General features: G+C 70.3%; 21 protein-coding genes. 8 read left to right on the forward strand and 13 right to left on the reverse strand.

Annotation, left to right across the window (positions count from 1 at the left end):
* Nucleotides 1-19: 19 nt before the first annotated feature.
* Together uvrB and BMW88_RS10120 are read right to left on the reverse strand one after the other, a co-directional pair.
* Nucleotides 20-2182, reverse strand: coding sequence for an excinuclease ABC subunit UvrB (gene uvrB / locus BMW88_RS10115; protein WP_089950393.1), 2163 nt, complete (start codon nt 2180-2182; stop codon nt 20-22).
* Between the two features lie 55 nt (nt 2183-2237).
* A complete protein-coding gene (locus BMW88_RS10120; RefSeq protein ID WP_089950394.1) occupies nt 2238-3341 on the reverse strand; it encodes a DUF5685 family protein in 1104 nt (367 codons plus the stop codon).
* A gap of 50 nt (nt 3342-3391) precedes the next feature.
* Between BMW88_RS10120 and BMW88_RS10125 the strand changes: the two genes are divergently transcribed.
* Together BMW88_RS10125 and BMW88_RS10130 are read left to right on the forward strand one after the other, a co-directional pair.
* Nucleotides 3392-3901, forward strand: a complete 510-nt coding sequence (locus BMW88_RS10125; RefSeq protein WP_089950668.1) for a ribonuclease FAU-1 family protein — start codon at nt 3392-3394, stop codon at nt 3899-3901.
* A gap of 265 nt (nt 3902-4166) precedes the next feature.
* Nucleotides 4167-4508: a DUF402 domain-containing protein gene (locus BMW88_RS10130; RefSeq protein ID WP_245777685.1), complete on the forward strand. Its 342-nt coding sequence runs from the start codon at nt 4167-4169 to the stop codon at nt 4506-4508.
* Here the strand turns inward: BMW88_RS10130 and coaE are convergent.
* From coaE to rpsA, 3 genes are all read right to left on the reverse strand, one after another.
* Nucleotides 4484-5632 carry a dephospho-CoA kinase gene (coaE, locus tag BMW88_RS10135; RefSeq protein ID WP_089950396.1) on the reverse strand — a complete coding sequence of 383 codons (1149 nt, stop codon included), beginning with the start codon at nt 5630-5632 and terminating at the stop codon, nt 4484-4486. The two genes, BMW88_RS10130 and coaE, sit on opposite strands and share 25 nt — an antisense overlap.
* Before the next feature lie 46 nt (nt 5633-5678).
* Nucleotides 5679-6296: a hypothetical protein gene (locus BMW88_RS10140; RefSeq protein ID WP_089950397.1), complete on the reverse strand. Its 618-nt coding sequence runs from the start codon at nt 6294-6296 to the stop codon at nt 5679-5681.
* A gap of 180 nt (nt 6297-6476) precedes the next feature.
* A complete protein-coding gene (gene rpsA, locus BMW88_RS10145) occupies nt 6477-7967 on the reverse strand; it encodes a 30S ribosomal protein S1 (protein WP_089950398.1) in 1491 nt (496 codons plus the stop codon).
* A 180-nt stretch (nt 7968-8147) separates the two neighbouring features.
* Between rpsA and BMW88_RS10150 the strand changes: the two genes are divergently transcribed.
* From BMW88_RS10150 to BMW88_RS10170, 5 genes are all read left to right on the forward strand, one after another.
* Nucleotides 8148-8981, forward strand: a complete 834-nt coding sequence (locus BMW88_RS10150; protein ID WP_089950399.1) for a class I SAM-dependent methyltransferase — start codon at nt 8148-8150, stop codon at nt 8979-8981.
* Nucleotides 8982-8992: 11 nt separating this feature from the next.
* On the forward strand, nt 8993-9913 hold the full coding sequence (locus BMW88_RS10155) for a GNAT family N-acetyltransferase (protein ID WP_089950400.1): 921 nt from the start codon (nt 8993-8995) through the stop codon (nt 9911-9913).
* Between the two features lie 79 nt (nt 9914-9992).
* Nucleotides 9993-10622 carry a hypothetical protein gene (locus tag BMW88_RS10160; RefSeq protein ID WP_089950401.1) on the forward strand — a complete coding sequence of 210 codons (630 nt, stop codon included), beginning with the start codon at nt 9993-9995 and terminating at the stop codon, nt 10620-10622.
* On the forward strand, nt 10619-12559 hold the full coding sequence (locus tag BMW88_RS10165) for a YhgE/Pip domain-containing protein (RefSeq protein ID WP_089950402.1): 1941 nt from the start codon (nt 10619-10621) through the stop codon (nt 12557-12559). The genes BMW88_RS10160 and BMW88_RS10165 overlap by 4 nt, the downstream gene beginning before the upstream one ends.
* Nucleotides 12556-13131, forward strand: coding sequence for a TetR/AcrR family transcriptional regulator (locus BMW88_RS10170; protein WP_177221033.1), 576 nt, complete (start codon nt 12556-12558; stop codon nt 13129-13131). Before BMW88_RS10165 ends, BMW88_RS10170 begins: the two co-directional genes overlap by 4 nt.
* Before the next feature lie 42 nt (nt 13132-13173).
* Here BMW88_RS10170 and BMW88_RS10175 read toward each other — a convergent pair whose 3' ends face one another.
* The 8 genes from BMW88_RS10175 to BMW88_RS10210 all read right to left on the reverse strand — a co-directional run bounded on the left by BMW88_RS10175 (nt 13174) and on the right by BMW88_RS10210 (nt 19911).
* Nucleotides 13174-13683 carry a Rossmann-fold NAD(P)-binding domain-containing protein gene (locus tag BMW88_RS10175; protein WP_245777686.1) on the reverse strand — a complete coding sequence of 170 codons (510 nt, stop codon included), beginning with the start codon at nt 13681-13683 and terminating at the stop codon, nt 13174-13176.
* On the reverse strand, nt 13680-14252 hold the full coding sequence (locus BMW88_RS10180) for a P-loop NTPase family protein (protein ID WP_089950404.1): 573 nt from the start codon (nt 14250-14252) through the stop codon (nt 13680-13682). The genes BMW88_RS10175 and BMW88_RS10180 overlap by 4 nt, the downstream gene beginning before the upstream one ends.
* Nucleotides 14253-14339: 87 nt before the next feature.
* On the reverse strand, nt 14340-14543 hold the full coding sequence (locus BMW88_RS10185; protein ID WP_089950405.1) for a cold-shock protein: 204 nt from the start codon (nt 14541-14543) through the stop codon (nt 14340-14342).
* A 182-nt stretch (nt 14544-14725) separates the two neighbouring features.
* A complete protein-coding gene (locus BMW88_RS10190; protein ID WP_089950406.1) occupies nt 14726-15241 on the reverse strand; it encodes a hypothetical protein in 516 nt (171 codons plus the stop codon).
* Nucleotides 15242-15278: 37 nt separating this feature from the next.
* Complete coding sequence (locus BMW88_RS10195) at nt 15279-16325, reverse strand: Gfo/Idh/MocA family protein (protein WP_089950407.1); 1047 nt, start codon at nt 16323-16325, stop codon at nt 15279-15281.
* A 121-nt stretch (nt 16326-16446) separates the two neighbouring features.
* Complete coding sequence (locus tag BMW88_RS10200; RefSeq protein WP_089950408.1) at nt 16447-17712, reverse strand: Gfo/Idh/MocA family protein; 1266 nt, start codon at nt 17710-17712, stop codon at nt 16447-16449.
* 105 nt (nt 17713-17817) lie between these two features.
* Complete coding sequence (locus tag BMW88_RS10205) at nt 17818-19287, reverse strand: DUF8189 domain-containing protein (protein ID WP_143116028.1); 1470 nt, start codon at nt 19285-19287, stop codon at nt 17818-17820.
* 105 nt (nt 19288-19392) lie between these two features.
* Nucleotides 19393-19911 (reverse strand): GNAT family N-acetyltransferase, encoded by a 519-nt coding sequence (locus BMW88_RS10210; protein ID WP_089950410.1) that lies wholly within the window; start codon nt 19909-19911, stop codon nt 19393-19395.
* 72 nt (nt 19912-19983) lie between these two features.
* Between BMW88_RS10210 and BMW88_RS10215 the strand changes: the two genes are divergently transcribed.
* Complete coding sequence (locus tag BMW88_RS10215) at nt 19984-20430, forward strand: winged helix-turn-helix transcriptional regulator (RefSeq protein ID WP_089950411.1); 447 nt, start codon at nt 19984-19986, stop codon at nt 20428-20430.
* The last annotated feature ends 51 nt before the right edge of the window (nt 20431-20481 follow it).

A 20481-nucleotide genomic window follows, 5' to 3' on the forward strand; every position in this document is an offset into this window, starting at 1 on the left:
CCGGCGAACCCAGAACAGGTCACCTGACCCCGGCCGCGTCCATTCCCCGCAGCTCCTTCTTGAGGTCCTGGATCTCGTCCCGCAACCGGGCCGCGAGCTCGAACTGCAGATCCCGGGCCGCGTTCATCATCTGATCGGTCAGCGACTGCACCAGGTCGGCGAGCTCCGACCGAGCCATCCCTGCCCGCCCCTGGGCAGCGACGACCCCGGAGGACCGCCCGCTCTCCCCGGTGGCCCGCTTGCCCCGCGACTGGTTGCGCCCGGACCCGCCGACCGGGACCTCGTCCTCCGCCTCGGAGTACACGGCCTCGAGGATGTCGGTGATCTTCTTCCGCAACGGCTGCGGATCGATGCCCCGTTCGAGGTTGTAGGCGACCTGCTTCTCCCGGCGCCGGTTGGTCTCGTCGATGGCGTGCCGCATCGAGTCGGTGATCCGGTCCGCGTACATGTGGACCTCGCCCGACACGTTGCGCGCCGCACGGCCGATCGTCTGCACCAAGGAGGTGCCGGACCGCAGGAACCCCTCCTTGTCGGCGTCCAGGATCGCCACCAGCGACACCTCGGGGAGGTCGAGACCCTCCCGCAGCAGGTTGATGCCGATCAACACGTCGAACTCGCCGAGCCGCAGCTGCCGCAGCAGCTCGACGCGCCGCAGGGTGTCGACCTCGGAGTGCAGGTACCGGACCCGGATGCCCAGCTCCAGCAGGTAGTCGGTGAGGTCCTCGGCCATCTTCTTGGTCAGCGTCGTGACCAGCACGCGCTCGTCCCGCTCGGCGCGCTCGCGGATCGAGTGCACCAGGTCGTCGATCTGCCCCTCGGTCGGCTTCACCACGATCTCGGGGTCGACCAGGCCCGTCGGGCGGATGACCTGCTCGACGAACTCGCCGCCGGACTGCCCCAGCTCGTACGACCCCGGCGTGGCCGACAGGTAGACGACCTGGCCGATCCGGTCGGCGAACTCCTCCCATGTCAGCGGCCTGTTGTCCAACGCCGACGGCAACCGGAACCCGTGCTCCACGAGGTTGCGCTTGCGAGAGGCGTCGCCCTCGTACATGCCGCCGATCTGCGGGACCGTCACGTGCGACTCGTCGATCACCATCAGGAAGTCGTCGGGGAAGTAGTCGAGCAGCGTGGCCGGCGCCGTGCCGGGGGCACGGCCGTCGATGTGCCGCGAGTAGTTCTCGATGCCGTTGCAGAAGCCGACCTGGCGCATCATCTCGATGTCGTAGGACGTGCGCATGCGCAGCCGCTGGGCCTCCAGCAGCTTGCCCTGGCGCTCCATCTGGGCCAGCGTCGTCTCCAGCTCCGCCTCGATGTCGCGGATCGCCCGCTCCATGCGCTCCGGGCCCGCCACGTAGTGCGTCGCCGGGAAGATGCGCAGCTCGGACACCTCGCGCACCACGTCGCCCGTCAGGGGGTGCAGGTAGTACAGCTTGTCGATCTCGTCGCCGAAGAACTCGACGCGGACGGCGAGCTCCTCGTAGGACGGGATGATCTCGACCGTGTCGCCGCGCACCCGGAACGAGCCGCGGGTGAACGACATGTCGTTGCGGGTGTACTGCACGTCGACCAGCAGGCGCAGGAACGCGTCGCGGTCGACCTCCACCCCCGTCTCCAGCGGGATGGAGCGGTCGAGGTACGACTGGGGCGTACCCAGGCCGTAGATGCACGAGACCGAGGCGACCACGATGACGTCGCGCCGGGTCAGCAGCGACATGGTGGCGGAGTGGCGCAGCCGCTCGACGTCCTCGTTGATCGAGGAGTCCTTCTCGATGTACGTGTCCGTCTGCGGGATGTACGCCTCTGGCTGGTAGTAGTCGTAGTAGCTGACGAAGTACTCGACCGCGTTGTGCGGGAAGAGCTCCTTCAGCTCGTTGGCCAGCTGGGCGGCCAGGGTCTTGTTCGGCGCCATGACCAGGGTCGGGCGCTGCAGCCGCTCGACCAGCCACGCCGTGGTCGCCGACTTGCCCGTGCCGGTGGCGCCGAGCAGCACCACGTCGCGCTCACCGGAGCGCACGCGGCGCTCCAGCTCGTCGATGGCGGCCGGCTGGTCACCCGCCGGCTGGTACTCGCTGACCACGCGGAACTTGCCGTCGGTGCGGGCGATCTCGCCGACAGGGCGGTGCTCGGAGTGCGCCTTGACGGTGCTCTCCTCTGGCGGAAGCTCGGTTGCGAATGCCACGGGCACAACGTTACGCCGGAGGTCTGACAATTTCCGATCGCGCCTGGTCAGGAGCCTAGTCGCACGGACAGCAGTTGCAATCGCAATCGCAGTTCGGACCGCAGTCGCCGGGGTCGCAGCCGTCCCGCCGCTTGTCGCTCCACGGACCCGGGAACGGGTCGCGGCAGCAGAACTGGCAGGTCCCGCACATGTAGAGGAACGCGCCGCAGCCGGCGAAGCACCCGCGGGGCCGCGGCTGCCAGTTCAGCCGCGGATAGGCCCACAGCCCGCTGCCGGGATCGGACCAGCGCGGCTCGCCCGGCGGGTGGTCGTGCCGCCTGCGCTTGCCGAACACCCGGACGACCGACTCCTCCAGCTCGTGCACCAGCAGCTTGTGCACCAGCCGGGCGTCGGTGAACTCGACGTCGGCCAGCGCGAGCCGGATCCCCGCGACGGCGTCCCGGCACAGCCGGTGCGCCTCCTCGACGGATGTCCCGGTGGCGAGCAACGGGTTCCACGCGCCCGACGCGCGGTCCTCCTCCAGGTCCTCCACGGCGTCCAGGAGGTGCGCGACCCGCCCGAACAACCGGCCGACCTCGCGCAACGGCTCGGCGTTCGACGGCCTCCCGGCGATGAACGCGGTCTGCGCGACGGCGAACCCCGTCGCGGTCTCCGTCGGCTCGGTCACCGCGAGCACCGGGCTGCCGAGTCCCGCCGCCGCCTCCACGAGGGGCTGCCGCCGCACCGCGTCCACCATCACCGAGGCGTCGAACCCGAGGTCGGAGGCCGTGGTGAGGCCCTTGGCGGCCCAGCGCTGCGCGACCCTGCGCCCGGCCCACCCCATCCGGCCGGCCAGCCCGTCGCCGTCGTCCACGTGATCGTCGATCTTCAACGACGCCAGCACGAGCGACACGGAGGCCGCCAGCCGCGCACCCGCGCCGATGGCGACGTCCGCGGACCTCATGCCGCGCAACGCGCACGGGCCCGCCGTCCGCCGCGACACAGCGGACTGCGCCTCGACCGCGGCAGAGATCATCAGACCGTCGTAGTTGGTGACGAGACGCGACAGGTGACCGTGCTCGTCGCGCAACGACAGGCACATCCCGCACAGGTGGGCGAGCCACGCGGATCGCAGCTCAGCGCCCATCCTGTTGCGACAGGGGCGGATGATCCCGAACATGCGCGGAATCCTAAGTGGCCGGACGGCCCGGCGGTGGCAGTATCGCGGACGTGGCACACATCCATCCGCCGAAGATCGAGTACTTCGACCTGGACGCCAAGAGCAACACCGATCCGAAGGGATACCTGAGGAGCGTCGACGAGTTCCGGCTCACCCCGGCGGGCCTCTACATGTTCCGGCCGCTCGCGGGACATCCGAAGATCAGCCACTTCGAGAGCTGGTTCCTGCCGAAGCTCGGCCTCCGGGTCACCCGCCAGTCCTGGCACCCCGGCCACCGGCTCGACTTCGACTTCTACGTCGACGTCGTGGAGATCTCCGCGATCGGCAGCGTATGGCGTACGACCGACCTCTACCTCGACCTGATCGTGCGAACGGGTCGCAGCGTCAGCGTGCTGGACACCGACGAGCTGATCTCCGCGGTCCAGCACGGGTTGATCTCTCCGGAACGCGCGCAATGGGCGTTGGAAAACACCTACTCGGCGGTGTCCGGAATTTCAGCGCACGGTCACGATGTGGTGAGATGGCTCGCCTATTCGGGTTGCCCTACCACCTGGCGTTGATACACAGAGTGTAGTCGTCACCTGACCGTGACGTAACAAATCAGTCCGGCGTGTAACTGGGAGCAGTTATTTGACTACCCTCGGCGCCGTGGGAGCGGTCACTACACCTCAGCTGGTCGATGTCGTCGACACCATTTCGGGCGTGCGTGCATATTCGTCCGGTGGCACGCGGACACTCAGTTCGTGTCATGTCGAACGGTGGGGTCTGCGAATCGAGCATCCCACCCCGGAAGACCCCTTTTCCGACTCCGAGGTCACCTGGCTGATGCCCGAGCCGGGCCTGCGCCTCACGACCTACCGCGCCCGTTCCCGGCATTCCCGCAGCGGCCCGAGCATCCTGTCCGCGGTGCGGGTCGAGCACGACCACCGGCACTGGCACACCACGGACCTGCTGCTCGGCCTCGCGGTTCCCGGCGGCGCCACGCCCCGCATCGTGCGCACCGAGGAGTTCGCCGCCGCCGTCGCGGGCCGGGTGCTGCTGCCGGGTGACGCCGACCAGGCGCTGCGCACCGTCCACCGCGCCCTCGAAGAGCTGAGCAACGTCAACCACAACCTGACGTCGTGGCTGACGTGGCACGGCATCTACGACTCCTGGCCGCCCCTGTAGGCCTCGACCCGCTCGACGGCCGCCGCCATCCACGGCTCCTTCGCCTCGCCGTAGGCGGCGGAACCGGTGTCCGCCGCGAACCGCCGGGACAGCTCCAGCTTGAGCGCGGCGTACTCCTCGCGGGCCTCGGCGTCGTGCCGCAGCCAGTCGCGGAAGTCGACCGCCCACCGCCAGTTCGGCGCACCCCCGACCCGCAGGTGCAGGTTCACCCCCCGCCCCGGATCGGCACCGGCGTGCAGCCGCTTGCTCCAGTCGCCCTCGCCGCGCGGCGTGTCCAGGTACGGCCCCACGTACGGGAAGCCGGCCTGGGCCAGCACCTCCCGCAACGAGTCGGCCGTCTCCATGTCCTCGACGGCGAGCTGGAAGTCGAGGACGTCCTTGGCCGCGAGACCGGGCACGGCCGTCGAGCCGATGTGCTCGACGTGCCGCCCACCGGCCGCCGCGCTGATCCGCCGCGCGATCCGCCACGCCTGGGCGGGCCAGCTCTCGTCGTACGGCACGATGACCGGTGGCCCGGACGCATAGGTCCGCGTGCGCACGTTCTCCTCGAAAACCACCAGCCGGTCCCACAACGCCGTGACGTCCGGGACCTCGCCCGAGTTGTCGAGCCACACGTCCGCGACAGCCCGGCGCTGCTCGTCCGTGGCCTGCGCGGCGATCCGGTTCTCGGCGTCCTGCCGGTCCATGCCCCGGCTCGTGACGAGCCGCTCCAGCCGCGTGGCCGGGTCCGCGTACACCACGACCACGAGGTGGTAGGCCGCCGCGATGTCCCTCTCGACCAGCAGCGGGATGTCGTGCACGACGATCGCGTCCTCGGCCGCCTCCGCCATCCGCTGCCCGGTGAGCGCCCCGATGCGGGGGTGCGTGATCCCGTTGAGCGTCTGCCGGGCCTCCTCGGTCGCGAACGCCTTGGCCGCCAGCGCCGCCCGGTTCACCGTGCCGTCCTCGTGCAGGACGTCCTCGCCGAAGGCCCGCACGACCTCCGCGAGCCCTTCCGTGCCGGGCTCCAGCACCTCGCGCGCGAGCTTGTCCGCGTCGATGACGACGGCGCCGTTCGCCGCGAACAGCCGCGCGACCGTCGACTTGCCCGACCCGATCCCGCCGGTCAACCCCACCCTGAGCATGCCGGTCAGGTTAACCGGGCCGGTGCCGCCCGCCGGAGCGGCACCGCTAGACCGGCGGCGTCATCGAGTGCTGCGCGAGCACCGGGAGGATCGCGATGAGCCGGGCCTGGGGGATGAAGTTGTGCCGGTTGCGCACCACGAACGTCGACTTGCCGAGCGAGCCGACGAGCAGCTGCTCGTCCTTGCCCTCGACCAGCGTGCCCTTCTGCTTGCCGACGTCGACCTCGGTGATCTTCGACCCCGCCTGCCGCTCGGCCTCGACGCTCTCGGCGACCCGCGTCCGAGCCGTCGCCTCGTCCGTGTACGTGGCGAGCCCGATGACGATCTTCGCGTCCGGCAGGTTCTTCTTCTCGGGGATGCCGTAGTAGCAGTCGATCTTGCCCGTGCGGCCGATCCCCGGCTCCTTGACGCCGATGATGATCCGCGGCTCCCCCGGGACCTCCTGCCCCACCACGGCGTTCATCGTGTCGACGGGCACCACGAGCTCGCAGTCGTCCGGCAACGGCCGGTCGACCATCACCGGGACCTTCGACGCCGTGGTGTGCGGAGTGATCTTCGGAATCTGCGGCGGCGGCGCCTGCGGCTGCGGCACCGCCGCCGAGCAGGCCGAGCCGGCCGTCAACGCAACCGCGCTCAGCGCCACGAAGAACTTGTTCCCACGCATAGGTTTGCCAACCTACAAGACGGGCTCGGCCCTCCACCACAGAGTGAACGGATCGAGGCGCTCCCGCAAGCGCACCTGCCCCGCGACCGGGACCGCGACCCGGCGCGCACGACGAAGGCCCCCGCACCGATGAGGTGCGGGGGCCTTCGTCAGTCAGCTACCCGAAGGAGCGTCAGCGACTCACATGCCGCCCGACAGCTTCTCGCGGAGCGCCGCGAGCTGCTCGTCCGAAGCGAGCGTGCCACCGGACTGGGCCGGCGCGCCCGTCGAGGCGGAAGGAGCGTCGCCGCCCGAGGTGTAGTTGCCCGCACCCTCGGCCGTCGCCTCTTCCTCGGCCTCGGCGGCCTTGCGGATCTGCTTCATGTGGGCCTCGTAACGAGTGTGCGCCTCGGCGTACTGGCGCTCCCACTCCTCACGCTGCTTGTCGAAGCCGTCCTGCCACTCCTGGGTCTCCGGGTCGAAGCCCTCGGGGTAGATGTAGTTGCCCTGGTCGTCGTACTCGGCGGCCATGCCGTACTGGGTCGGGTCGAACTCGGTGTCGACCGTGAAGCCCTCGTTGGCCTGCTTGAGCGAGAGCGAGATGCGGCGACGGTCGAGGTCGATGTCGATGACCTTGACCATGACGTCGTCGCCGACCTGGACGACCTGCTCCGGGATCTCGACGTGGCGCTCGGCCAGCTCGGAGATGTGGACCAGGCCCTCGATGCCCTCGTCCACGCGGACGAACGCACCGAACGGAACCAGCTTGGTGACCTTGCCCGGCACGATCTGACCGATCGCGTGGGTGCGGGCGAACTGGCGCCACGGGTCTTCCTGGGTCGCCTTCAGCGACAGGGAGACGCGCTCGCGCTCCATGTCGACGTCGAGGACCTCGACCGTGACCTCCTGGCCGACCTCGACGACCTCGGACGGGTGGTCGATGTGCTTCCAGGACAGCTCCGAGACGTGGACGAGACCGTCGACGCCACCCAGGTCCACGAAGGCACCGAAGTTGACGATCGAGGACACGACGCCCTTGCGGACCTGGCCCTTCTGCAGCTGGTTGAGGAACTCGCTGCGGACCTCGGACTGGGTCTGCTCGAGCCACGCGCGGCGGGACAGGACCACGTTGTTGCGGTTCTTGTCCAGCTCGATGATCTTCGCCTCGAGCTCGCGGCCGACGTACGGCTGGAGGTCGCGGACGCGACGCATCTCGACGAGCGAGGCGGGGAGGAAGCCGCGGAGGCCGATGTCGAGGATGAGACCACCCTTGACGACCTCGATGACGGTGCCCTTGACGGGCTCGTCCTTCTCCTTGAGGGCCTCGATGGTGCCCCACGCGCGCTCGTACTGGGCGCGCTTCTTGGAGAGGATCAGGCGGCCTTCCTTGTCCTCCTTCTGGAGAACAAGAGCCTCGACCTCGTCACCGACGGAGACAACCTCGTTGGGGTCGACGTCGTGCTTGATCGACAGTTCGCGCGAGGGGATGACGCCCTCGGTCTTGTAGCCGATGTCGAGCAGGACCTCGTCCCGGTCGACCTTGACGATGGTTCCCTCAACGATGTCGCCGTCGTTGAAGTACTTGATCGTCTTGTCGATAGCAGCGAGGAAGTCCTCCTCCGTCCCGATGTCGTTGATCGCGACCTGCTTCGGCGCAGCGGCAACGGGGGCGGTGGTGGTGTCGGTGGACATTAGGTAGGTGGCTCCGGTACGGATTGGCAGTGATGGCTGGGTAGTGGTGCGCGCGCAGCGTCGCAGCGACCTGGAATCCCGAGCATTCTGGATCATGGGCAGGACTAACCCACTACGCACGCGATATCGTACGCGGCCGCCGGAGCCGCAAGCAAACCAGCCCCCTCGTGAAGGAGCAGTGTGTCCAACCAGCACGCGAGCGCGGAACAAGCGCTCGGCACGGCCGGCATCGTCAAGCGGGGTGCGGACGCCGCCGAGTCGCGCCTGGCGAACCGCATCTGGTGGGACGCGGACGCCGACGACTACCACGACACCCACGGCGACTTCCTGGGCGCGGCGGACTTCGTCTGGTGCCCGGAGGGCCTGCGCGAGGAGCAGAGCCGCTTCCTGGGCGAGGTCGCCGGCCGCAGCGTCCTCGAGGTCGGCTGCGGCAGCGCCCCGTGCGCCCGCTGGCTCAAGGCCAACGGCGCGGACGTCACCGCGTTCGACATCTCCGCGGGCATGCTCCGCCACGCCCGCGAGAACAACGCCAAGACCGGCGTCGCGGTCCCGCTCGTCCAGGCCAGCGCCGACCAGCTGCCGTTCCGCGACGACGCCTTCGACGCCGCCTGCTCGGCGTTCGGCGCGGTGCCGTTCGTGGCGGACGTCCGGGAGGTCTTCAGCGAGCTCGCCCGCGTGCTCAAGCCGGGCGCGAGGTGGGTCTTCGCGGTCAACCACCCGATGCGCTGGATCTTCCCGGACGACCCCGGCCCGCTCGGGCTCACGGTCACCCAGTCGTACTTCGACCGCACGCCCTACGTGGAGGTCGACGGCGACGGCCAGGCCACCTACGTCGAGCACCACCGCACGCTCGGCGACTACGTCCGCGCGCTCACGAGCACCGGGTTCGTCCTCGAAGACCTGGTCGAGCCGGAGTGGCCGCGGGGGCACGACCGGGTCTGGGGCCAGTGGAGCCCGCTGCGCGGCAAGCTCTTCCCCGGCACCGCGATCTTCCGCACCCGCCTGACGTCGTAATCTTCCTGCTCATGACCTCGGCACGCGGACTCGTGGCGGCCCAGTCAGCTCGTTTCGCGGCACTGGACCCGTTGCTCCCGCCCGCCGTCGAACCGCCGGCGGGCGGTCACGTCATCACGGCGGCGCTCGCGGACGGCACACGCGTCGCCGGGGTCATCAGCCATCAGAGCTTCGAGCCCCACACGATCACACGGCTGTGGTCAGCCGCGGAGGTGTGGGAGCTGCTGCCCCTCGTGGGCACCACACAAGGCATGGACGCGCTCCTCGCGCGGTGGCGCGCGCATCTCGACACGCAAGAGATAGGTGAAGACACGGCGTGCGTCGTGCATTGGCCGAGCCGTGACACGAAGGCCGCGCGCGCGTTCCTCGATCACGGCCTGGTGCCGCTGTCCGTGCTCGGCGTCCGGCTTCGCGCGCCGAACGCGAACGTGCCCCGCACGCTCACGATCCGCCGCGCCACCCCGCACGACCTCGAGACCGTGCTGGAGCTGTCGCTGGCGGAGCTGGAGTACTCGTCGCACGTCGGCTCCACCGTCGTCCGCCCGGAAGCGGCGGCGGTCAAACGACGGGCGCTCGCCGATCGCCTGGCCAACGCGAGCCCCATCTGGCTCGCCGAACGCGACGGCATCGCGGTGGCGCTCGCCGAGTGCGCGATCGTGTCGTCCGAACCGGGCACCAGCGCGGCCGTGCGGCTCCCCCGCGGCCGCTGGGGCTACGTGAACTGCGTCTCCGTGCTGCCGGGAGCCCGCGGCACCGGTATCGGCCAGCAGCTCGTCGCCCACGTCCACCAGGAGCTGCACCGGGCGGGTGCCGTCGGCACGTACCTCTACTACAACCCGCCGAACCCGTTGAGCAGCGTCTTCTGGCCCCGTCAGGGCTACCGCCCGCTCTGGACCGTCTGGGAAGTACGCCCCGCTTCCGCCCTCAGGTGAGCTCTGCCCGAGTTGCCGACGGCCGAAGTCTGCGCAAGAATTTGTACTGACCGGTCAGTTTAAACGGGAGGTAAAGGCCGTGGAGATCCACGCGCAGCGCGCAGGCGTCGACGGCGCACATGGTCCCCTGCTGCGCCCGACTTCGCTGGTCGTGAAGCCGGGCGAGCTGACGCTGGTCGCGGGCGAGCCCGGCTCCGGTCACACGGCGCTGGGCCTGGCGCTGTCCGGTCGCATGAAGCTCTCGACGGGCACGGTGTCGCCGGACGCGTGGACGTTGCGCCGGCGGGTCGTGCTGGTCGACGCCCCCGGGGTGACCGAGCCGGAGGAGGCGCTGAGCCTGGCCGCGGTCGTCGGCGAGGAGCTCGCGATGAACGGCATGCCCTCCGGCAAGAAGGCGGTCCACGACTGGTTGGTGGAGCACGCCGCCGACGAGCACGCGGCCAAGCGGTTCGAGCAGGTGCCGGCCGGGACGCGCTGCGCCGTCCTGCTCGAACTGGCGGCCGCGCGCCCCGGCGTCACGGCGCTCGTCCTCGACAGCCCCGACCGCTACCACCCCGACCCGCACGAGTGGTTCGACCTGGCGCATACCCACGTGACGCCCGAACGGGCCGTGGTCGTCCTGTGCTCGAACTCCTCCGCCCGCATCCTCGGCCTCCCGCACGCGCGCCTTGGTGAGGACGACGACACCAAGATGGAGATCACCGCATGAGCGCCCTGCGCATGGCTTTCAACGAACTGCGCCGGATCACCTCCGGCAGGCTCCCCAAGCTCGCCGTCCTGGCTCTGGCGCTGGTTCCGCTGCTGTACGCGTCGCTGTACCTGTACGCCAACAAGGACCCGTACGCGAACCTCGACCAGGTGCCCGCCGCGCTGGTCGTGCAGGACAGGGGCGCCCCGCAGAGCGGGAAGCCGGACCTCAACGCCGGCCGGGAGGTCTCGGACGAGCTGCTCACCGGCAAGAAGTTCAACTGGCAGGTCGTGCCGAGCGCCGCCGACGCCGACGAGGGCGTGCGCAAGGGCAGGTACATCTTCGCGCTGACGCTGCCGGAGGACTTCTCCGAGGCGCTCACGTCCACCGAGCAGAAGAAGCCGCGCCAGGGCGTGCTGACGCTGACGACCAACGACGCCAACAACTACCTGGGCAGCACGATCGCGAACCAGGTCGTGTCCGAGGTGCGCCGCGCGGTGACCGAGAAGGTCTCCAGGGAGGCCGCCGACCGGCTGTTGCTGGGCTTCTCCACGATCCGCCAGGAGACCACCAAGGCCGTCGAGGGCGCCACGCGGATCGCGGACGGCGGCGCCCGGCTGCGCGACAAGCTGACCGAGCTCGACAAGGGCGTGCAGCAGCTCTCGACCGGTGCCGCGACGGCCGCGTCCGGCGCGGCCCAGCTGCGGGACGGCACGCACGAGCTCCGCGCCCAGACCGCCCCGCTGCCCGAGGGCGCGAAGAAGGTCGCCGACGGCGCGCGCCAGGTCGCGGCCGGCAACGAGGCCGCGGCGGCCCAGGCCGAGGAGTACGCGAAGAAGGCGCAGGCGCTGGTCGGCGTGCTGGACCAGGCGAACGGCGACATCGCGGCCCGCCTGCGCGCGGCGGGGTTCACCGAGGACCAGGTCCAGCGCGTGCTGAGCACGATCGGCCAGGTCCGCAAGCCCGTCGACGACGCCAACGGCAAGGTCCAGGGCGCCGCGGGCGGCCTGCGCGCGCTCGCGACCGGCGCGGACCAGGTGGCCGACGGCGCCGAGCAGCTCTCCGCGAAGATGCCGGCCCTGGTCGGTGGCATCGCCCGGCTCGACGACGGCGCGACGAAGCTCGCCGGCGGCAACGCGCAGCTCCGCGACGGCCTCGGCACGGCGGCGCAGGGCACGCCGCAGCTGCGCGACGGCGCCGCCGAGCTCGCGACCGGGTCGGCGCAGCTTCGCGACGGCCTGTCCGGTGGCGTCGGCAAGATCCCGGACGCGGACGACCCGACGCGCGCCGCGATGGCCCAGGCGATCGGTGATCCGGTGGCGGTGCGCGGCCTGTCCCAGACGAAGGCCGCCACGTACGGCGCCGGGCTGGCCCCGTTCTTCCTCGGCCTGGCGACGTGGATCGGCGCGTTCGTGCTGTTCCTTCTGCTGCGACCGCTCTCACGCCGTGCGCTCGCCGCGGGCCAGTCGGCGTTGCGCGTCGCGTTGGGCGGCTGGTTGCCGGCCGCGCTGCTGGGCGTCGTGCAGGTGCTGGTCATGTTTTCGGTGGTGCGGTTCGTGGTGGACATCGAGCCGTCGAACCCCTTCGGCACGTTCGGGTTCCTCGTGCTCATGTCGCTGACGTTCGTGGCGATCCTGCACGCGCTGAACGCCGCGTTCGGCGCGGTGGGCAAGTTCCTCGGCCTGGTCCTGCTGATCCTGCAGCTGGTCAGCGCGGGTGGCACGTTCCCGTGGCAGACGATCCCGGTGCCGCTGTACCCGCTGCACTACGGCCTGCCGATGGGCTACGCGGTCGACGGTCTGCGGCACCTGATGTACGGCGGTGACCTGGGCAGCGTGCAGCGCGACGCTTTGATCCTTCTCGCCTGGCTGGTCGGAGCCCTAGCCTTGACGTCCGTGGCGGCCTACAAGCAGCGGGTGTGGACAGCGTCGAGGCTGAAGCCGGAGCTCGTGCTGTGAGCGCGCGGACGACGGCGACCAGGCAGAAGCTCTTCGACGCGGCGTTGAAGCTGGTCGGCGAACGGGGCGCGGCCTCGGTGACGGTCGACGAGATCGCCGCGGAGGCAGGTGTCGCCAAGGGCACGATCTACTACAACTTCGCCTCGAAGGACGCCCTGGTCGAGGCCCTGCTGCGACACGGCGTGGAGATCCTCGCGAGCCGGCTGCGGTCCGCCGAGGGCTCCGAGGACTCGCTGGAGGCCCTGGTCGACGAGATGCTCGGCTTCTGGGCCGAGTACCCGGCGTTCGGCCAGCTCCTGGTCTCCGAGCTGTGGCGGACGCCGGGCCAGTGGCACGGCACCCTCTCGCTGCTGCGCGACGACATCGTGTCGATCGTGCGCGGTCAGATGAAGCGCCTCTCCGACGCGGGCCGGCTCCCCGACGGCGTCGAGGTCGGCACGGCGTCGGCGGCGTTGTTCGGCACCCTGCTCGTGATCGCGCTGGACTGGCAGGTGTTCCAGCCCGAGCGGTCGCGGGCGGAGGTGCGCGAGTCGGTCATGCTGCTGGTGCGGGGGATGCGGTCGGCACGCTGACCGGCGCCTCGCCATCGCGGCGCCGACGTGTCGAACGACCGCTCAACGGGCGTCCTCGTGATGCAGAGAAGGCGGTCGTCCCTCCAACGCCCGTTCGACGGCCTCCAGCACCGCACGGCTCGTGCGGTGCGCGGCATCGTGGGCGAAGTGACCGAGCAGCACCTGCTGGGTGGGGTTCGGCAGCACCGGGTCCGGTACCGGCGCGCACGTGTGCACCTCCACCACCGGTGCGCCTTCTGCCAGAAGGGGCAGCACGGCGTTGAGCACGTTCACGCGATAGCTGCTGTGCACCCATGCCACGAGCAGGTTGACCACGTGGCCCTGCAACTCGTACTCGACCTCGGCAGCGAGCTCGTGCGGCTTGGTCCAGTCGGCCTTGACCCAGGTCGGCCGGTGTTCGCGGGAGATCGCCCGTGCCGCGCGGTCAGGTCCGCCGTCTGCCATCAGCGGCCGGGTCCGCGACGGCAGCACCACGTGCCAGCCCCTGGTCACGAGCTGCCGCGCGCAGCCGACGAGCATGCCGGTCCCGCCGAGCACCAGCGCCGTTCTCACCGGGCACGCTCCTCCCCGACCGAGGCCAGCGGCCCCGCCAGCCACCGCTCCACCTGCCGCTGCCCGCGCAGCCGCACGACCACGACCTCGTCGACCAGGGACAGCACCCTCGCCCGGTTGCGCCGGTAGCTCCGCCAGCCCCACCGCAGGATGTGCCCCGGGTCGGTGAACACCGACCACAGCGACGACTCCTGGTTACCGTTCCACAACTCCGCCCTGCTCGCGCGCCGTCTGACCGTGCGGCCGACGAGCCGGCTCATGACCGTCGTGAACGGATGATCGAGCCACACCACCATGTCCGCCCGTGCGAGCAGCAACGGCCGCACCGCGGCGTACTGGTACTCGGTGACCCAGTGGTCCTCTTCGGCGAACGCCAGGACGTCGGCGCGGAACTGCGCCCGGGGCGTCCACCCCGGGCCCCAGTAGAGGCTGTCCAGCTCGACCCTGCGCAGGTCGCGCCGCTGCGCGATGCGCAGGCAGAGCGTCGACTTGCCGGACCCGGCGTTCCCGGCGACGAGAACGCGCCGCGGCACGTGCGGCAGCGGATCGGCTGGTCCGAGCAACGGCATGGGCCGAGGCTAACGAAAACCCCATGATCACAACACAAAAGCGCAGGGCCCCCAGGTCAACCGGGGGCCCTGCGCCTGAAGCAAACGTCAGAGAGCGGTGACGTTCGTCGCCTGCGGGCCCTTCTGGCCCTGCGTGATGTCGAACGAGACCTTCTGGTTCTCCTCGAGGCTGCGGTAGCCGCCGCCGTTGAGGGCCGAGTAGTGGACGAAGACGTCAGCGCCGCCGTCCTCCGGGGCGATGAAGCCGAAGCCCTTTTCCGAGTTGAACCACTTGACGGTGCCGTTAGCCATTTACTGCTCCTTCAATGCTGAAGAGCGAACCGCACTTTACGGCCGCCCCGTGGTTGGTCGTGAGCCGACCACTCCCACCGCGAAGAGAAGGAGAGCGCTCGCAACTGAAGTTCGGCGAGCGTGAAATGACACGAACACAAAACTGCAACCGATGAGAGAGTCTACCGCACCTGGCCGCCAATTCAACCGGGATCGCGCCGCGGTTGTGCGAACCGCTGCTGCATGAGCGAGACCTGGAAGATCAACAAGCCCACCAGACCGGCCGCCACCAGCGCACACGCCGCCGACAGCGTTGAGAAGACGACGTACAGCGGCGTGTCGAGCAGCAGCGACTCGAGCACGTCGCTCAGCACCATCGCGAGGAACGCCCACTGCCACGGCCTGATCAACGGGCTCGCCACGCGCTGCTCGAACGGCACCTCGCGCTGCACCGGGTCGCTGGCCCTCCACACCTGCGACATCGTCCGCACGCCGTGCAGCGCGATCGCCTCGGCGTTGTGGGTGACGCCGCGGAACCAGAGCAGGAACGCCACGCCCGCGGGTACCACCAGCACGATGGCGAGGAAGCTCCACGACGACGAGCCGCCCCGCCAGTCGTTGATCGTGCCCCAGACCGACTCCGCGGCGACCAGGGCGATCAGGCTCACGCTCGCGCACCCGGTCAGCCGGACGTCCTTCAGGTCGATGTAGGTGTCCAACGCGCAAACCCCCGAACACAGCGGACTCGGCGGGAGACTACCGCCCGAAACCGCAGCCCAGCTCCTCGAAGGTCGCGATCTTCTCGGCCGCGCGCACGACGACCTCGTCGACGCCGTCCAGCACCACCCGCTCGCCCACGCGGCGGGCGGGCAGCAGGGGCACGTCCGCCTTGGCGCACTCCTCGACGACCGCCGTGAACGCCCGCGCGGCGGCCAGCGGAGCGAGGAGCGGCTCGCCGGTCTGGCGGTGCCGGATGAGGTTCTCCAGCAGGTCGACGGACGGTGCCACGGCCATGCGGTGATCGTTGACCGTCAGCTTGTCGTCGTCGTACCACCAGACGGCCTGCCCCAGCGTTCCGTGCACCAGAACGACCGGTGGCAACGATGTCGTGGCGCACAACGTCGTGGCGACCACGACCGGCGGCACGCCATCGGCCGTCACGCGGACACAGGCCGTGTCGTCCGCGGTGATCGAGTCACGGCACCGGAACAGCTCCAGCTCGACACCGATGTCCGACCGCTCCTCCACGTCGGCCAGCAGGAGGGCGTTCTGCAACGCGTGCGCGAACGGGTTCACCAGCGTTCCGTCCTCGCCCTGCCGGCCGGCCCACTCCGCGCGCTCGTAGTACGCGTCCGTGCGCACCCAACGGCCGGCGGCGCCGATGCCCGAGATGTCGCCCAACGCGCCGGAGCCGATCAACGAGCAGAGCCGCCGGTAGGAGCCTTTGCCCTGCGTTTGGAAGCCGACCTGGCACACCAGCCCGCGCTCGGCGGCCGCCGCGGTGATCTCGTCGAAGTCGGCGACCGACAGCACCGCGGGTTTCTCGACCAGCACGTCGCAGCCGAGCTCGAACGCCGACAGCACGAGGTCGCGGTGCGTCGACGGCGGCGAGGACACCACCACGACCTCGGGGTGGAGCTCCGCGGCCAGCTCGCGCAGGTCGGGATAGGACGGCACCGGCACGTCGACGCCCGCCACGTCGACCACGCCCACGAAGGTCGCGACGCCGTCGTGGCCCAGCCGCAGCAGGTTCCGCACGTGCCGTGCCCCGTGCCCGCGAGCCCCGACCAGCGCAACACGCATCGTCCCCACCCTTCCCGGGCACACCGGTGGCCACCGACGCGGTTCCCAGCATCAGCCGACGTGCGGCGAATATCAATGCACCGCGCCCACCGAGACACGTTCGCGACAGCATCCGCCCCGCTCAGCGCAGGTCGATCAGGTCGGCGACGCGCACCGGCCCCCCGGTCTCGAAGCTGCGGTTGGCGGCGAACCCGGTCAGCAGCGAGAGCACGCCGTCGCGGTGCGTCGCCCTGCGGCCCAGTGGGTCCTGCTGCCCGGCCGGTCCGTACAGCGCGTCGACCATGCGCTGGTCCGCGCCGCCGTGACCGTCCCCGCCGTGTTCGAGCGGGATCTCCTCCCGTCGCTCGAACAACCGCTGCACCGAGAGCGTCGCCCACCCCTGCTCCGGGTTGGCGCTCACGCCGTGCACGGCCGGGTGCTGGCCCGACACCCAGGAGTTCTCGACGACTTCGAGTTCGAGACGGCCCCTGCTGCCGTTGACCATCAGCCGGTAGCCCTCCCACGGCGAGTAGGCGGTGAGGTGGTAGGTCAGGTTCGCGCCGCTGGCGTAGCGGACGAGCACCGACATGTCGTCCTCAATGGACACGCCCGGAGCGAACGGGTTCTGGTCGCGGCGATAGCCGTCCTCGTGCCGTGCGTCGAGGTAGAGCTTCTTGAGCCAGGCGTCGCGCTCCAGGTCGATCGTGAACCGCTCGTCGTGCGAGTAGCCATGGCGCTTGCCGTTCTCCTCGCCGTAGAAGAACAACCGGCCGTGCGCGTACACGGTTTCCGGCACCGAGCCGACCCACCAGTTGAGCAGGTCGAAGTGGTGGGTCGCCTTGTGGACCATGAGTCCGCCGGAGTTGGCTTTGTCGCGGTGCCAGCGGCGGAAGTAGTCGGCGCCGTGCCGGGTGTCGAGCAGCCACTCGAAGTGCACGGACCCGATCTCGCCGACAGCACCGTCCGCGAGCAGCGCGCGCACCTTCTCGTGGATCGGGTTGTAGCGGTAGTTGAACGTGACCGTGACGTTGCCATCGTTGCGTTGCACCGCGTCGAGGATCTTGACCGCCGACGGCACGTCCGTCGTCATCGGCTTCTCCGTCACGACGTCGCGTCCGGCGTCGAGCGCCCCGACGATGTACGTGTCGTGGAACCGGTCGACGGTCGTCACCACGACGACGTCGACGCGCTGCTCGTCGAGCATCCTGCGGAAGCCAGCCGCGTCGTACGCGGGGACCGGCTCGACCCCCAGGCCGGCGAGCCGTTCGTTGTGGACGTCCATCCGGGTGCGGTTCACGTCGGCGAACGCGACGAGCTCACAGGTCTCCGCGTGCTCGACCGCGATGGCGCGGACGTGCCGCTCCGCCCGCGACCCCGTGCCGACCACCGCGTAGCGCCTGCGAGCCATCCCCGCCTCCCTGCACCCGTTCTCACACGTCGGCCGTCGCCGGAACGAAAGAACCGCCCGACGCCCGTGCGGACGTGGAGCGGTTCTCCGAGGCGATGCCGGGACTCAGCTGATCCCGCGGCCGCCGAGCAGCGCCCACTGGCTCCAGCCGGCCTTCTCCTTGTGGAAGCGGCGGATCAGCTTGCCGTCGTCGGTGCGGGCGAAGACCTCGACGGTCTTCGTCTGCGCGTGGTACATCGCGTTCGGCGCTTCGGCGACCTTGGTGGTGCCGAGCTTGGCCCACGGGGTCCAGCCGCTGCCGGTCGCGCGGGAGTGCTCGACGACCCCGCCCTCCCCGAGCTGGACGACGTCGATCGAACCGGTCGTCGCGTTGAACACGGCCGACGGCGCGCCGGTGCCCTTGCCGCCGAGCGACTTCCAGACGCCCGCCGCGTACTGCTCGACGCTGCCGGACGCGGTGCGCACGAAGACCTGGTCGACGGCGATGCTCGGATCGCTGACGACCTTCGGCCCACCCTGCTCCCGCCAGGTGGTGCCGTCCCACTTGACCAGCTCGTCGTTCGCGGACCGCGCGTAGACGTCCTGACCGGCGACGGCCGGGTTGCCCTGGATCCGGCGGTCGCCGAGCGGCGCCCACGTGTCCGTGAAGCGCAGCAGCAGGCCGTCCGCGCCACGCGCGAGGACCTCGACGGCCTTGGTCTGGTCGTTCCACCGCAGCACCGGCTCACCGGCGACGACCGTGTCGCCGAGCGCGAGCCACCTGCCGTCGACGCGGCGGTAGACCCGGTTGTCCGTGCCGCGCGCGAACACCTCGACGATCTTCGTCTCGGGGTTCACCAGCGCGACCGGGTCGCCGGCGAAGAGCTCGGGCCCGAGCTGCTGCCAGCCGCTCCAGCGGCTCGTCTTGTGGAAGGTCGTGATGATCGTGCCGTCCGCGGCGCGCGCGAAGACCTCGAGCTGCTGCTGGCCGGTGTTCGAGACCTGGGGGCCGGCGTTGACGATCGGCTTGTCCGTCACCGGGGTCTCGCTGACCGAACCGCTGCCGCCGGACTCGACCAGGTTGTTGTAGCGCAGCGGCACGTACCGGCGCGCGGTGCTCGCGCTCCAGACCCGCTGGACCGGCCTGCTGCCGTCGGGACCGGCCTGCTCGCGCACGATCGGCCGCGTCTTGGCCGCGTCGGCCCAGCCGATGAACAGCGCGACGTGGTTCTCGCGGTCGTTCAGCGCGTCGCCGGGGCGGAGGTCCTCCCAGTCGATGCGGTGCGCGACCTGCTCGAGGATGTGCGTGGTGTAGGAGATGCGCAGGCCCCAGGCCATCGAGACGAAGCCCGAGCAGTCCGTGCGGTAGGCGCCGTACTTGTTGCCGAAGCAGTCGCTCTGGCTGTAGGGCACCCGTGCGCTGACCCACGTGCGCGACCGCGCGAGGATCTCAGTGCGGGTGATCTTGGAGTTGGCCTCGTACGTGCCGCAGACCACTCCGCCCTCGGCGGCCGCCACCGCGACGTCGGGCATCGCCAGGGTCGAGCCGAACGTGATGGCCGCCGCGGCGATCGCCACCATCCCCCACGATTTCATGCCGGTCACCGTAGCAAGACGGTGTGAAGTTTTGGTCCGGTCGAAAGTTCCGCGTGCCGCTCATCCCGGGGTTTTTCGAGCCGGCGGTCAACCGTGAACGGCCGGTCACCTCCACATCCCCTGGAGGCTGCCGACGAGGTCGGCGTCGGTGATCCCGGCGGTCGCCCAGGCGAGCGGGTAGCTCAGTTGCACGGTGTCGGCCTCCCTGGTCAGCCTGACGCCGGGCAGCACCTGGCGCACGAGGGCGAGCATGGCCCGGTTGTCCGGCAGCACGTCGCCGTGCAGCCGCGCGACGCCCAGCCGGGCGGCGACCGCGGTCAGCTCCTCCAGCAGCCGGCGGCCGACACCGTGGCGCTGCCACAGGTCCACCACCGCGACCGCGATCTCCGCGTCGCACTCGCTCGTCTTGATCATCCGCGCGATCCCGACGGGGTCGCCGCCGATCCGGGCGCACACGGCCGCGTGGCGCTTGCCGTCCACGTCGGCCAGCGCCCGGCGGGCGGACCCGGTCAGCCGCGGCGTCGGTGAGTGGAACCGCAGGTAGCGGCTCCGCGCGGACAGTCCTTCGAACACCGCGTCGACAGCTTCTGGCGCGGTGTCGCGGTCAAGCTCGGTGACGCGCATCAGGACCCCCTGAGTTCGGAATCCGAACTGTAGCTGAGTTCGAAAAACGAACGCAAGGGATATCCTGGAGCCATGTCGTACGCGGACTTCGCCAGCCTCCCCTGCACCCTGAGCCGCCCCGCCGCGCTGCTGGGCGAGCGCTGGACGCTGCTGCTGCTCCGCCAGGTCTTCCTGGGGACCCGCCGCTTCGAGGACTTCCAGTCGACGATGGACATCTCGCGCAGCGTGCTGACGGACCGCCTCAACGTGCTGCTGCAGGAAGAGGTGCTCAAGCGCGTGCCGTACCAGCAGGACGGCCGGACGCGGTACGAGTACCGCCTCACCACCAAGGGCCGGGACCTGTACCCGGTGCTGATGGCGCTGCGCACGTGGGGCGAGAAGTGGATGGCCCCCGAGGAGGACGAGTCGTTCCACCTGCACCACCGCGACTGCGGCGGCGGTGTGCGCGCGAAGGTGGAGTGCACCGGCTGCGGCGCCGAGCTGACGGCTCGCGACGTCCAGGTGACGGCCAGGTCGTGACCTCGCGCCGGCGTGCCGTTCGCCCCGGAGGGGGAATCGCTGTCCAATGAC

The organism is Lentzea xinjiangensis, assembly GCF_900110955.1.
Taxonomy (GTDB): domain Bacteria; phylum Actinomycetota; class Actinomycetes; order Mycobacteriales; family Pseudonocardiaceae; genus Lentzea; species Lentzea xinjiangensis.